General features: G+C 68.7%; 12 protein-coding genes. 6 read left to right on the top strand and 6 right to left on the bottom strand.

Going from position 1 to position 12,168, the window contains the following annotated elements; genetic code table 11:
- Positions 1–32: 32 nt before the first annotated feature.
- Entirely contained in the window at positions 33–1,976 is a 1,944-nt protein-coding gene (locus NHL60_RS06320; RefSeq protein ID WP_253450355.1) for a M48 family metallopeptidase, read from the bottom strand.
- 27 nt (positions 1,977–2,003) lie between these two features.
- Positions 2,004–2,600: a LemA family protein gene (locus NHL60_RS06315; RefSeq protein ID WP_253450352.1), complete on the bottom strand. Its 597-nt coding sequence runs from the start codon at positions 2,598–2,600 to the stop codon at positions 2,004–2,006.
- A 205-nt stretch (positions 2,601–2,805) separates the two neighbouring features.
- Here NHL60_RS06315 and NHL60_RS19665 point away from each other — a divergent pair, with 205 nt between their 5' ends.
- Genes NHL60_RS19665 through NHL60_RS06290 form a run of 4 tightly spaced genes read left to right on the top strand, consistent with a single transcriptional unit; the run spans position 2,806 to position 5,376 of the window.
- Positions 2,806–4,302: a DUF1538 domain-containing protein gene (locus NHL60_RS19665; RefSeq protein WP_309637304.1), complete on the top strand. Its 1,497-nt coding sequence runs from the start codon at positions 2,806–2,808 to the stop codon at positions 4,300–4,302.
- On the top strand, positions 4,299–4,649 hold the full coding sequence (locus NHL60_RS06300) for a transcriptional regulator (RefSeq protein ID WP_110069345.1): 351 nt from the start codon (positions 4,299–4,301) through the stop codon (positions 4,647–4,649). The genes NHL60_RS19665 and NHL60_RS06300 overlap by 4 nt, the downstream gene beginning before the upstream one ends.
- 36 nt (positions 4,650–4,685) lie before the next feature.
- The gene (locus NHL60_RS06295) at positions 4,686–5,072 is read left to right on the top strand and encodes a CBS domain-containing protein (RefSeq protein WP_110069344.1); all 387 of its coding nucleotides are present in this window, start codon (positions 4,686–4,688) and stop codon (positions 5,070–5,072) included.
- Positions 5,073–5,088: 16 nt separating this feature from the next.
- A complete protein-coding gene (locus NHL60_RS06290) occupies positions 5,089–5,376 on the top strand; it encodes a hypothetical protein (RefSeq protein ID WP_253450349.1) in 288 nt (95 codons plus the stop codon).
- A gap of 69 nt (positions 5,377–5,445) precedes the next feature.
- Here NHL60_RS06290 and pepN read toward each other — a convergent pair whose 3' ends face one another.
- The 4 genes from pepN to NHL60_RS06270 all read right to left on the bottom strand — a co-directional run bounded on the left by pepN (position 5,446) and on the right by NHL60_RS06270 (position 9,755).
- A complete protein-coding gene (pepN, locus tag NHL60_RS06285; protein WP_253450346.1) occupies positions 5,446–8,079 on the bottom strand; it encodes an aminopeptidase N in 2,634 nt (877 codons plus the stop codon).
- Positions 8,080–8,194: 115 nt separating this feature from the next.
- The gene (locus tag NHL60_RS06280) at positions 8,195–8,575 is read right to left on the bottom strand and encodes a YbaN family protein (RefSeq protein WP_253450343.1); all 381 of its coding nucleotides are present in this window, start codon (positions 8,573–8,575) and stop codon (positions 8,195–8,197) included.
- Positions 8,576–8,729: 154 nt separating this feature from the next.
- Positions 8,730–9,215, bottom strand: coding sequence for a YajQ family cyclic di-GMP-binding protein (locus NHL60_RS06275; protein ID WP_253450339.1), 486 nt, complete (start codon positions 9,213–9,215; stop codon positions 8,730–8,732).
- A gap of 42 nt (positions 9,216–9,257) precedes the next feature.
- Positions 9,258–9,755 carry a GNAT family N-acetyltransferase gene (locus NHL60_RS06270; RefSeq protein WP_253450337.1) on the bottom strand — a complete coding sequence of 166 codons (498 nt, stop codon included), beginning with the start codon at positions 9,753–9,755 and terminating at the stop codon, positions 9,258–9,260.
- Positions 9,756–9,924: 169 nt separating this feature from the next.
- On the opposite strand from NHL60_RS06270, the gene NHL60_RS06265 reads away from it, so the two are divergent.
- Positions 9,925–11,424 carry a RimK family protein gene (locus NHL60_RS06265; protein ID WP_253450334.1) on the top strand — a complete coding sequence of 500 codons (1,500 nt, stop codon included), beginning with the start codon at positions 9,925–9,927 and terminating at the stop codon, positions 11,422–11,424.
- Positions 11,425–11,498: 74 nt separating this feature from the next.
- Positions 11,499–12,098, top strand: coding sequence for a cob(I)yrinic acid a,c-diamide adenosyltransferase (gene cobO, locus NHL60_RS06260; RefSeq protein ID WP_253450331.1), 600 nt, complete (start codon positions 11,499–11,501; stop codon positions 12,096–12,098).
- The last annotated feature ends 70 nt before the right edge of the window (positions 12,099–12,168 follow it).

Here is a 12,168-nt window from a genome sequence, read left to right as displayed (position 1 = left end):
CGCCACTCGCAAGGTCGCCGTGGCCCCGGGCGCTACTCCTCCCGCAGCGGCAGCGGGCAGCCCAGGCTCCAGGCCACCGCCCGCAGCAGCTCGGCCTCCTCCGGAGCAATATGGCCATCCTGCTCCACGCAGCAGACCATGGCGGCCAGGAGCGCCGGGCGCTCGGCCTCCGCCAGACGGGCCAGCCGCTCCATGGCCCAGTCCAGCTCCGCCGCGCTGGAGGGCTCGCGCACCGGGTCCAGCGCCACGCCCAGGGCGCGTCCGGCCTGGGCCAGGGACTCGATCAGGTAGTCCGCATCGCCCCGGCCGGCCCGCGCCAGGGTGGAGAGCAGCAGCGACAGCGGACCCGCCAGGTCCCGCAGAGGCCGGTCTCGCCGCGCCCGGCGCTCCCCCTCCACGCCGGCCAACACTAGCCGATGCAGCGCCCACTGCAGGGCGCCCGGGGTCGTCTCCGCCGCCATCAGGCCGGCCAGGCACTGGCGAAAGCGGGCGAACTGCGCCGCCGATAGCTGACGCAGCACCGGCAGCGCCAGCTCGATCAGGGGCAGCCGGTCTCCGGCAGCGAGGGCCGCCAGGGGCGCGTCGAGGGCGTCGAGTTCGCGCAGCACCTCCGGCAGCGCCTGGTTGGCCAGCACCCGACGCTGGGCCTCGCGGCTGGCCGGGTCGACGCCCATCAGGATGCCGTAGACCAGCGCCCGGGCCGCGAAGGGGTCGTGGGCCGCCACCACCAGGCGCTCGTCGAGCCCCGCCAGCCGACGCCGGGCCCGGGCCAGCGCCTCCGGGTCGGGCTGACCGACGCTGGCCACCACCGCCCCCGCGATGGCGGCCCCGGCCAGGGCACCGCCGGCCCCTCCTCCCCCGCTTCCCCCGAGCACGCCTCCTCCGAGCACGCCGCCCCGGGACTGGGACGACGCCGAGGCGGCGTCCCCCTGCGGCGCCCTCGGCGTCGGCGCAAAGGGCTCGGGCAGGGTGCCGTCCCAGCGCGGCAGCACCCGCCGGATACGCGCCTCCAGCGGCGGATGGGTGGCGGTCCAGCCGCTCAGAGCGCGCACGCCGCTGCCGAAATAGAGGTGGCTGAACTCCGCGGCCTGGGGCGACATCAGCCGTGAGCCCAGCCGGTAGGCGGCCAGGGTCTGGAGTGCCCCTCCGATCCCTTCGGGGTTGCGGGTGTACTGGACGGCACTGGCGTCGGCCAGGAACTCACGCTGCCGGCTCACCGCCGCCTTGATCAGGTTGCCGCAGAGGGTCCCCGCATAGCCCACCAGCATCAACCCCGCGCCCCCGGCCACCAGCGCTACCTGGGCGCCGCCACCGCGGCGCGAGGCCCGGCCGCGGCCGCCGGCGGCGGCCCCGCGCAGCAGCAGCCGGCCGATCAGGCCGATCACCAGGATGCCGTGAAGCAGCGCCACCAGGCGCAGGTTGAGACGCATGTCGCCGTGGAGGATATGGCTGAACTCGTGGGCGATGACCCCCTGGAGCTGATCGCGGTCGAGGTGCTCGATGGCCCCCCGGGTCACGCCGATGGCGGCATCCTGGGGATCGTAGCCGGCGGCGAAGGCATTGATGGCGTCGTCGTCGAGCAGGTAGACCGCCGGCACCGGCATGCCCGAGGCGATGGCCATCTCCTCCACCACGTTGAGCAGCACCCGCTCGCGCTCGTTGCGGGTATCGGCGTTGAGCGCGCGCCCTCCCAGGGCCTCGGCCACCGCGCTGCCGCCGGCACGCAGCTGCCGGTGGCGCAGCACGGCGCCGCCCAGCACCACGGCCATCACGCCCAGCGCTACCCAGGCGAACAGCACAGGGTCCAGGGCTCGCCCCAGCGGGTCGCTGCCGCCCGTCTGGCCGTCCATCAGCACCACCAGCAGGGCCACCAGGACGCTGGCGGCGAGCACCAGCCCGACCACGGCCAGCAGCAGCAGAAGCACCAGGCGGCCTGTCAGGCGCCGGGCGCGATCCTGGGCGGTAAAGAAGTCCATTCGCGCCTCCCGCTCAGAAGCCGACCATCAGAAACTCACCTTCGGTGCCGCCTGGATCTGGGCGCTATCCTCGAACTCCAGCAGCGCCGCATCCTGCTTGTGGCCGAAGGAGGCGGCCATCACCACCGGCGGAAAGCTCTGCTTGTAGGTGTTGTACTGCATCACCGCATCGTTGAAGGCCTGGCGAGCGAAGGCGACGCGGTTCTCGGTGCTGGTGAGGGTCTCGCTGAGCTGGCGCATGTTCTCCGAGGCCTTGAGGTCCGGGTAGGCCTCCATCACCACGTTGAGCCGCCCCAGGGCCGAGCCCAGGGCTCCCTCGGCCCCGGCCAGCTGCGCCATGGCCCCGGGATCACCGGGGTGGGCCGCGGCGTTCTGCAGCCCTGCCAGGGCGCCGTTGCGCGCCTCGGTCACCGCCTGCAGGGTCTCGCGCTCGTGGCTCATATAGGCTCGGGCGGTCTCCACCAGGTTGGGAATCAGGTCGTAGCGCCGCTTGAGCTGCACCTCGATCTGGGCGAAGGCGTTCTCGAAGCGGTTCTTCAGCGCCACCAGGCGGTTGTAGACCGAGACCGCGTAGACCACCAGCAGGCCGATCACCACCAGCGGCAGGATCATCGAGAGAGACATGTTCGACTCCTTGTCGAAATAGGGCTGTGAATCCGGCAGGCTTGACCCATATCAAGCGACCGGGCACCGGGAACGTCATGTCGAGGCAAGGGGTTGATGCTATGATCGTGGCTCCCCGGCCCGGCAGCGACAGCTAGAAGGCTAGCAGGCCACCGCGCCGGGGTCGCCATCGGGATGATCGACGAGACGATTCAGGGAGCCGAACTTGGCCGAGCAACTCAGGGACTTCGCCCACGCCTTTCTTCATGCCCTGCGCAACCTGATGCCGATCATCGTGGTCGTGGTGGCCTTTCAGGCTCTGCTGTTCCGGGAGTGGCCCGACGGCGGTCTGAGCATCGCCATCGGCCTGCTGATCGTGGCCGTCGGGGTGGCACTCTTCCTGCAGGGCCTCGAGCTGAGCATCTTCCCGGTGGGCAAGCGCCTCGCCAACCAGTTCGCGAGACGCGGCTCCATGCCGCTGCTGATGGCCTTCGGCTTCGCCATCGGCTTCTCGGCGGTGGTGGCCGAGCCCGCCCTGATCGCCGTGGCCGAGCAGGCCTACGAGATCAGCGAGGGGCGCATCGACGCCCTCACCCTGCGCCTGATCGTCGCCACCTCGGTGGGCCTGGTGATGGCCCTGGGGGTGCTGCGGGTGATCCTCGGCCACCCCCTCCACTGGTACATGATCACCGGCTACGTCACCGTGGTGCTGGTGACCTTCTTCGCCCCGGAGGAGATCGTCGGGCTCGCCTACGACTCCGGCGGGGTCACCACCAATATCGTCACGGTGCCGCTGATCGCCGCCCTGGGCATCGGCCTGGCCTCCTCCATTCGCGGACGCAACCCCCTGATCGACGGCTTCGGTCTGGTGGCGCTGGCCGTGATGGTGCCGATGATCAGCGTGCAGCTCTACGGGATCCTGGTCTACGCCGACCCGGGCGATATCGCCAACGGCGCCGCCCTGGTGGCCGCCGGCAGCGACGTGGAGAAGCCCTCCGGCCCCCTGGTGATGATCCTCGATCTGTTCGGCATGCTGCGCGACGTGCTGCCGATCATCCTGGTGATTCTCTTCTTCCAGTACGCGGTGCTGCGCCGCCCCCTGGCCAGCCCCGTCAAGGTCGGCGTGGGCTTCGCCCTGGTGATCATCGGCCTCTACGCCTTCGTGGTGGGCCTGAAGCTCGGGCTCTTCCCCATCGGCCAGCGCATGGCCGAACAGCTGATCACCTTCGACACCTGGCTGTGGGTCTATCTCTTCGCCTTCGCCATCGGCTTCGCCACCACCATGGCGGAGCCGGCGCTGATCGCCGTGGGTCAGCAGGCCGAGGAGGCCGCCGCCGGCAAGATCCAGGGCAACGCCATCCGCCTGCTGGTCGCCGTGGGCGTCGCCATCGGCATCACCATCGGCGTCCACCGCATCATCAGCGGCGACTCCATCCACCACTACATCATCGGCGGCTACCTGCTGGTGATTGTGCTGACCGCCCTGGCCCCCCGCTATATCGTGGCCCTGGCCTTCGACCTGGGCGGGGTAACTACCTCGGAAGTCACCGTCCCCCTGGTCACGGCGCTGGGTATCGGCCTGGCCGGCCAGATCGAGGGGCGTAGCGTGCTGATCGACGGCTTTGGCCTCATCGCCTTCGCCTCGATCTTCCCTATCGTGACCGTGATGAGCTATGCCATCCTGATGGAACGGGTGGCCCACTGGAGAGAGAAGCGACCATGAAGTTTTCCCTGCTGGTGGCCATCGTGCCAGAAGAGCTTGAGCAAGAGTGCATCGATGCCGCCACCGAGGCCGGCGCCGTGGGCATGACCCTGATGTCCGGCCGCGGCATCGGCGGCGAGCGCAAGAAGACCTTCTTCGGCCTGACCTTCGAGGGCAGCCAGAGCGTCATGCTGCTGACCCTGGAGAAGGGGCTGTCGCTCAAGGTGCTCAAGGCGATCCGCCGGGTCGTCAACCCCACGGGAGAGGACTCCAAGGGGCTGGTGATGACCCTGCCCATCGAACACCTGGGCGGTATCGACATGGCGCAGGTCAAGCGCTTCGAAGAGCGCATCCGCCACGAGATCTGAGCGCGCCTCACATCCCTCACCCAATGGAGAGAGACAATGCTGGTCAAGGACATCATGATGCGCGACGTGGTGACGGTGTCACCCTTCGCCACCCTGCGCGACGCCCTGGCGCTGATGAAGAAGCACAACCTCAAGTGCCTGGTGGTGGAGCAGCAGGACCCCCATGACGCCTGGGGCCTGATCACCTACACCAATATCCTCAAGACCATCGTCGCCGAGAACGGCGATATCGATCTGATCAACGTCTACGACGTCTGCGCCAAGCCGGCCATCGGCGTCGGCGAGTCCCTGGACGTGCGCCACGTGGCGCGGCTGATGACCGACAGCATCGTCAAGCGCGTGCTGGTGCTCGAGGACAACCGCCTGCTGGGCTTGGTGACCATGGACGATATCGTGGGCACCGTCATGGACCTGATCGAGTAGCGGAGCCCTCGAGGAGATGGAAGAGTTCTTCACCTGGATCGGCCAGACGCTGGGGCAGGTCATCCGCTTCGTGGTCGACCTGCTGACCGGCTTCTTTGCCAATATCGGCAGTGCCGCCCGGGGCTTCCTGGACGGCCTCTCCGGGGCGCTGGGCATCTCGCCGTCGCTGATCAGCCTGGTGGTGCTGGTGATCGGGCTCTGGCTGCTCTGGAAGGGCTTTCGGGCGCTGATGCGCCGGGCGATCCTCGCCACCCTGATCTGGCTATTGCTGGGCTTCGTCGTGCTGAGCTGGCTGATTTATTGATTGCCGCCTGACGCAAAGCGCCGCCCCAAGGGGCGGCGCTTTGGTTGATACCTGCAAGTTACTTTCGGATCACGCGAGGGCCTTCTCGACGACCTCATAGACATTCGGCGAGAGCTTCTCGGCGCGGATGCGCTCGAGCTCGGCCTTCATCAGCGCCTGGCGCTGCTCGTCGAAGCGCGCCCAGCGGGTCAGCGGCGTGATCAGGCGCGCGGCGATCTCCGGGTTGAGGCGGTTGAGCTCGATCACCACGTCGGCCAGCAGGCGGTAGCCCGCACCGTCGAGGCGGTGGAAGTTGACCCGGTTCTGGCCGGCGAAGGTGCCGATCAGCGCCCGCACCCGGTTGGGGTTCTTCAGGGAGAAGGCCGGGTGCTCCATCAGGAACTTGACCCGGTCCAGCGCATCGGGCTGCGGGCGGGTCACCTGGATGGCGAACCACTGATCCATCACCAGGGGGTCGTGGGCCCACTTCTCGCCGAAGGCCCTGAGCGCTGGCTCGCTGAGCTCGTCGCGGCTGCTGTGGGTGAGCAGGGTCAGGGCGTGGCGCACGTCGGTCATGCTGTGGTCCGCCGCGAACTGCTCCCGGGCAAGCTCGATGCCCTCCTCGTCCTCGATGGCCATCAGATAGGAGAGCGCCACGTTCTTCAGGCTGCGCCGGGCGATCTGTTCCGGGGTCGGCGCATAGGCCTCACCCTGCTGGTTGTCGCGATAGACCCGCAGGAAGTCGTCGCGCAGCGCCGTGGCCAGCCCCTGCTTGACGAAGGTGCGCGCCGCATGGATGGCGTCCACGTCCACCAGGGGCTGCTGCTCGGCGATGTAGGCCTCGCTGGGCAGCGTCAGCATCTCGGCCAGCACCGCCCTGTCGTCGCTCTCGGCGGCAAGCAGGCCGCGGAAGGCCTCCACCACCCGGCTGTCCATCACCTTCTCGACGCCGTTGCGATGGGCGGCGATCAGGTCGTCCAGGGCCAGCATGGCCAGGCGCTGACCGGCATCCCAGCGGTTGAAGCCGTCGGAGTCGTTGGCCAGCAGGAAGGCGAGATCCTCGCGGCCGTAAGGGAAGCGCAGCTTCACCGGGGCCGAGAAGCCGCGCAATAGCGACGGCACCGGGGCCTCGGCCACGTCGGTGAAGAGGAACTCCTGCTCCGCCTCGCGCAGGTGAATCACCGCATCGCTGCCCAGCGACTCGCCGTCCAGGGTCAGCGGCAGGTCGCGACCGCTCTTGGTGCCGACGAGGCCCAGGCGGACCGGGATATGCAGCGGCTGCTTGTCGGACTGCCCCGGGGTCGCCGGGGTGCGCTGGGCCAGCCGCAGGCGGTACTCGCCCCGGGCGTAGTCGTACTCGCCGAAGGCGTCGATCTCCGGGGTGCCGGCCTGGTCATACCAGCGCATGAACTGCTCCAGGTCGAGGCCCGAGGCCTCGGCCATGCAGCCCACGAAGTCCTCGATGGTCACCGCCTGGCCGTCGAAGCGTTCGAAGTAGAGATCGCTGCCGCGCCGGAAGGTCTCCTCGCCCACCAGGTTGGCCAGCATGCGCACCACCTCGGCCCCCTTCTCGTAGATGGTCAGGGTGTAGAAGTTGGTGATCTCGATATAGCGGTCCGGGCGCACCGGGTGGGCGGTGGGGCCCGCATCCTCGGCGAACTGGGCGGTGCGGAAGAAGGAGACGTCCTCGATGCGCTTGACCGGAGCCGAGTTGGTGTCGGCGGAGAAGCACTGGTCGCGGAACACCGTGAAGCCCTCCTTCAGGGAGAGCTGGAACCAGTCGCGGCAGGTGACCCGGTTGCCGGACCAGTTGTGGAAGTATTCGTGGGCCACGATGCTCTCGACCCGCTGGAAGGCGGCGTCGGTGGCGGTATGGGGGTGGGTCAGCACCGCCGCCGAGTTGAAGATATTGAGCCCCTTGTTCTCCATGGCGCCCATGTTGAAGTCGTTGACCGCCACGATCATGAAGAGGTCGAGGTCATACTCGCGGCCGTAGGCCTCCTCGTCCCACTTCATGGCGCGCTTCAGCGAGGCCATGGCGTGGTCGGTCTTGCCGAGGTTCTCCTCCTCCACCCAGATCTGCAGGGTCACCTCCCGCCCGCTCATGGTAGTGAAGGTGTCCTCGACCTTCTTCAGGTCGCCGGCCACCAGGGCGAAGAGGTAGCTGGGCTTGGGGTGCGGGTCTTCCCAGGTGACGAAGTGGCGACCGCCCGGCAGCTGGCCGCGTTCCACCGGGTTGCCGTTGGAGAGCAGCACCGGCTCGCGGCCGGCGTCGCCGATCACCGTGGTGCTGAAGGTGGCCATGACGTCGGGGCGATCCGGGTAGAAGGTGATGCGCCGGAAGCCCTCGGCCTCGCACTGGGTGCAGTACATGCCGCTGGACTGATAGAGCCCCTCCAGGGCGGTATTGGCCTCGGGGGCGATCTCCACCTCGGTGTCGAGGTGAAAGCGCTCGGGCACCCTATGCACGGTCAGGCCGGCGGCGTCGACCTCATACTCGTCCGCCTCCAGGGGCTCACCGTCGATGGCAATGGCCTTGAGGCCGAGCTGCTCGCCGTCGAGGCGAAGCGGCAGGCCGGACTCCCGTTCGGGATGGCGTTCCAGATGCAGGCGCGCCTTGACCCGGGTGGCGGCGGGGTCCAGGTCGAAGGTCAGCTCGGTGCGGGTCACGCGATAGGCGGGAGGACGGTAGTCGCTGAGATGGATCGCCTGGGGATCGGACATTCGGGATGCTCCTGTCGGAAATGGCCACCATTGTACGGCGCCCGCCACCCCTAGCTCAAAGCCCTGCCCCACGCCCTGCTCAAAAGTCCCGCCCCAAGCACTGCCCGAAGCGCGCTTACTGCCGGACCAGCGCGGGTTCCGGGCGGGTGATGATCCACAGCCCCAGCAGGGTCAGCCCGCCGATCAGGGAGAGCTTGAGCCACAGCAGGCTGACGGTAAGCGCCAGCACCAGCATGGAGAAGGCCAGCATGCCGGCGGCCAGGTACTTGGCATGACGGGGAATGGCGCGCTCCCCCTCCCAGGCCACCACGGTGGGGCCGAAGCGCGGATGCTCGCGAATCCAGAGGGCGAAGCGCGGCGAACCCCTGGAGGCGGCCCATACCGCCAGCAGCATGAAGCAGGTGGTCGGCATCAGCGGCACGAAGACGCCGATCACGCCGAGGCCGAAGCTCAGCCAGGCAATCAGCAGGAAGGCCAGGCGGCGGATGGATGACATGGCACAGCCTCCGGTAGCGTCTCAGCCTTCATTGAAGCCCAGTCGCGCCCGGCGCGCCAATCGCCATTGCCTATGGGGGTCATGGTCGGCCCGGCGCCAGACGCAGCGAGGCCCGCCTGGGCGGGCCTCGAGTAGCCGGGCGATGGCGCGCAGCTCAGTCGCGGAAGTTGTCGAACTGCAGCGGCAGGTCGGGTCCCTCCTCGCCGCGCAGCAGCGCCATCACCGCCTGGAGGTCGTCGCGCTTCTTGCCGGTGACGCGCACCTTCTCGCCCTGGATCTGAGCCTGGACCTTGAGCTTGCTCTCCTTGATGCGTTTGACTATGTCCTTGGCCTCCTTCTGCTCCAGGCCCTGCTTGAGCTGTGCCTCCTGGCGGGCCTTGACCCCGGAGAGCACCGGCTCCTGGACGTCCAGGCAGCGCGGGTCGATGCCGCGAGCGATCAGCTTGTTACGCAGCACGTCGAGCATCTGCTTGAGCTGGAAGTCCACCTCGGCCTCGAGCTTCACGCTGTCGCCCTCCAGGGCAAAGCTGGCGTCGACGCCCTTGAAGTCGAAGCGGGACTGAACCTCGCGATTGGCCTGATCCACGGCGTTGCTGGCTTCGTGCTTGTCGAACTCCGAGACGATATCGAAGGAGGGCATGACGGCTCCTGGCAGTAGTGATGGAAGACGCCGGCCATTCTATCAGCCCGCGCAGGCCACCGCGCCCGCTTCCAGCGCCTTGACCATCTGCCAGGCGGCACAGCCGTCCTCGTAGTACTCCGGCAGCCAGCGCTCGAGGCGAAAGCCCATGCGTCGATAGAGGCCCAGGGCCACGCGGTTGTCGGCGCGCACCTCCAGGCCCAGCCGCTCGACGCCCCGCTCCCCGGCGGCCTCGGCCAGCGCCTCGAGCAGCCGGCGCCCCAGGCCACCGCCGCGGGCGTCGGGATGCACGCAGAAGGAGTAGAGGCGCGCCCGTCGGCTGCCTTGCCGAAACAGCAGGGTGCCGTAGCCCAGCAGCGCTGCCGGCCTGTGCGCTTCGGGGCGCTCGGGCTGCTCAATCACCCAGGTCACCGCATGGGCGCGATTGAGCAGGTGCCACAGCTGACGGCGAGAGAAGCGGTCGCCCTCGAAGGCGCTCTGCTCGAGCCGGTAGAGGGCGTCCAGATCCCGGGAGGTGGCCGGACGCAGGCGGATAGTCATGGGGGGCTCCTGATGGCAATCGCGCCGATTCTGCTCAGGCTCCCGGCTAAAGTCACCTTCCAGGATCATGAAATCTTTTCACCGTCCTGGGCGATTGTCTGCCGCCCTCGTCTGGCCCATGCTGAGCCTCCTCAGCAGCGCTTCTTTCCCTCCGTTCCGGACAGCCACCATGTGCCCCTTGCGAATCGTCGTCGACCGCCTCGATGACTGGCAGCCCTACTACCCCTCCGAGGACCTGATCAGCGCCGCCGACTTCCTGGCCCAGGACCGCCGTCACCGGGTTACCGAGGCGCATCAGGACCGCGCCACCCACGTGCTCAACCTCTGCGGCGAGCTCGACTACCTGGGCAGCGGCTACTATGTCTCGCTGCTGGCCCAGGCCCGGGGCCAGCGGGTGCTGCCCACGGTGGAGACCCTCAACGAGCTCTCCCGCAAGGCGCTGATCGACCTGCAGCTCGACACCCTGGCTCCGCTGCTCGGCGAGCTGGCCCGGGAGGGGGCGTTGACCGGCGACACCCTGACCCTGAGGGTGATGTTCGGCGAGTGCCGGAAGCCCGGCCTGGAGCGGCTGGCCCGCCGGCTCTTCGAGCGCCTCCCCTGCCCGCTGCTGGAAGCCAGGCTGGTGCGCCGCCACGACCTGTGGCGGCTGGCGCGCCTGAAGCCGCTGCGCCTGCGCGACCTGGCCGCCGACGAGCAGGACCTCTTTGCCAGCGCGCTCAACCGCCACTCCCGCCAGGTGTGGCGCACCCCCAAGGCGAGGCGCCGCTACCGCTTCGACCTGGCGATCCTGGTGGATCCCGGGGAAGCCATGCCCCCCAGCAACCGCGGGGCGCTCAAGGCCTTTATCCGCGCCGGGCGCCGGCAGGGCATCGACGTGTCGCTGATCACCCGCCGCGACGCCGGGCGGCTGGCCGAGTTCGACGCTCTCTTCATCCGCGAGACCACGGCGCTGGACCACCACACCTACCGCCTGGCCCGCCGCGCCGAGCACGAAGGGCTGGTGGTGATCGACTCGCCCCGGGATATCCTGCGCTGCACCAACAAGGTCTACCTGCACGCCCTGCTGCGGGCCCGAGGCGTGCCGGCACCGGAGGGGGTGCTGCTGCAGCGCGGCGATCGACGCCCCCTGGCCGAGCGGCTCGGGCGGCTCGACTTCCCGCTGGTGCTCAAGGTGCCGGACGGCGCCTTCTCCCGAGGGGTGGTCAAGGTCGCGGATCTCGCTCAGCTGGAGCGCGAGTCCGCCCGCCTCTTTCGCGACTCCGCCCTGCTGCTGCTCCAGGAGTGGCTGCCCACCGAATATGACTGGCGCATCGGCGTGCTGGACGGCCAGGTGCTGTTCGCCAGCCGCTACTTCATGGCCCGGGGCCACTGGCAGATCTATGACCACTCCGGTGCTCGGGTGAAGAGCGGCGGCTTCTCCACCCACGACCCGGCCGAGGTGCCGCCGGCGGTGATCAAGGCCGCGCTCAGGGCCTGCCGGCTGATCGGCGACGGCTTCTACGGGGTCGACCTCAAGCAGTCCGGCGAGCGGGTGGTGGTGATCGAGGTCAACGACAACCCCAACGTCGACGCCGGCATCGAGGATGCGGTGCTGGGCCGCGCCCTCTATGAGCGCATCATGGGGGTCTTCCTCTCGCGTATGGAGGCCCAGGTGCGCCAGGACAGATGAACCGGAGCTGACGCCGCGAGCGCTCTCGCGTAGACTCAGGTCTTCGACAAACCCTGTACAGAAATGGACCCAAGATGAGCGATCGCGATACCCGCCACCAGCAGGCGATGCAGAAACTCAAGGCCCACGTGGACGAGAAGGTCGCCGCCGCCACCGAGCAGCGCGGCCTGCTGCTGGTCTTTACCGGCAACGGCAAGGGCAAGACCACCGCGGCCTGGGGCACGGTGACCCGCGCCCTGGGCTACGGCTACAAGGTAGGAGTGGTGCAGTTCATCAAGGGGCAGTGGGAGTGCGGCGAGCGGGAGCAGCTGGTGGAAGACCCCAACCTCGAGGTCGCCATCATGGGCACCGGCTTCACCTGGGAGACCCAGAACCGCGAGACCGATACCGCCGCCTGCCGCGAGGTGTGGGTCGAGGCGGAGCGCATGCTGGCCGACCCCGAGGTCTTCCTGGTGGTGCTCGACGAGATCACCTATATGCTCAAGTTCGGCTACCTGGATATCGAGACGGTGAAGCGCGCCCTCGAGAACCGCCCGCCGGAGCAGAGCGTGATCGTCACCGGGCGCAACGCCCACCGTGAGCTCCTTGCCCTGGCCGATAGCGTCACCGAGATGCAGGAGGTGCGCCACGCCTTCAACTCAGGCGTGCAGGCCCGCCGCGGCATCGACTTCTGACGGAAAGCGGCAGCTAACGGAAAGCAGAAGGCCCCGCCTGTGCGGGGCCTTCTGCTTCCTGCCTGCGGAC

It is taken from the genome of Halomonas sp. Y3 (assembly GCF_024137965.1).
In the GTDB taxonomy this organism is placed as follows: domain Bacteria; phylum Pseudomonadota; class Gammaproteobacteria; order Pseudomonadales; family Halomonadaceae; genus Halomonas; species Halomonas mongoliensis.
Note: the sequence above shows the minus strand (reverse complement) of the source record. Positions and strands in the feature narration are given on the sequence as shown.

Coding starts and splice junctions, on each gene's coding strand:
- NHL60_RS06300 (WP_110069345.1), top strand. CDS start 4,299: ATGAAGTTTTCCCTGCTGGTGGCCATCGTGCCAGAAGAGCTTGAGCAA.
- NHL60_RS06265 (WP_253450334.1), top strand. CDS start 9,925: ATGTGCCCCTTGCGAATCGTCGTCGACCGCCTCGATGACTGGCAGCCC.
- NHL60_RS06270 (WP_253450337.1), bottom strand. CDS start 9,755: ATGACTATCCGCCTGCGTCCGGCCACCTCCCGGGATCTGGACGCCCTC.
- NHL60_RS06280 (WP_253450343.1), bottom strand. CDS start 8,575: ATGTCATCCATCCGCCGCCTGGCCTTCCTGCTGATTGCCTGGCTGAGC.
- NHL60_RS06275 (WP_253450339.1), bottom strand. CDS start 9,215: ATGCCCTCCTTCGATATCGTCTCGGAGTTCGACAAGCACGAAGCCAGC.
- pepN (WP_253450346.1), bottom strand. CDS start 8,079: ATGTCCGATCCCCAGGCGATCCATCTCAGCGACTACCGTCCTCCCGCC.
- NHL60_RS06320 (WP_253450355.1), bottom strand. CDS start 1,976: ATGGACTTCTTTACCGCCCAGGATCGCGCCCGGCGCCTGACAGGCCGC.
- NHL60_RS06290 (WP_253450349.1), top strand. CDS start 5,089: ATGGAAGAGTTCTTCACCTGGATCGGCCAGACGCTGGGGCAGGTCATC.
- cobO (WP_253450331.1), top strand. CDS start 11,499: ATGAGCGATCGCGATACCCGCCACCAGCAGGCGATGCAGAAACTCAAG.
- NHL60_RS06295 (WP_110069344.1), top strand. CDS start 4,686: ATGCTGGTCAAGGACATCATGATGCGCGACGTGGTGACGGTGTCACCC.
- NHL60_RS06315 (WP_253450352.1), bottom strand. CDS start 2,600: ATGTCTCTCTCGATGATCCTGCCGCTGGTGGTGATCGGCCTGCTGGTG.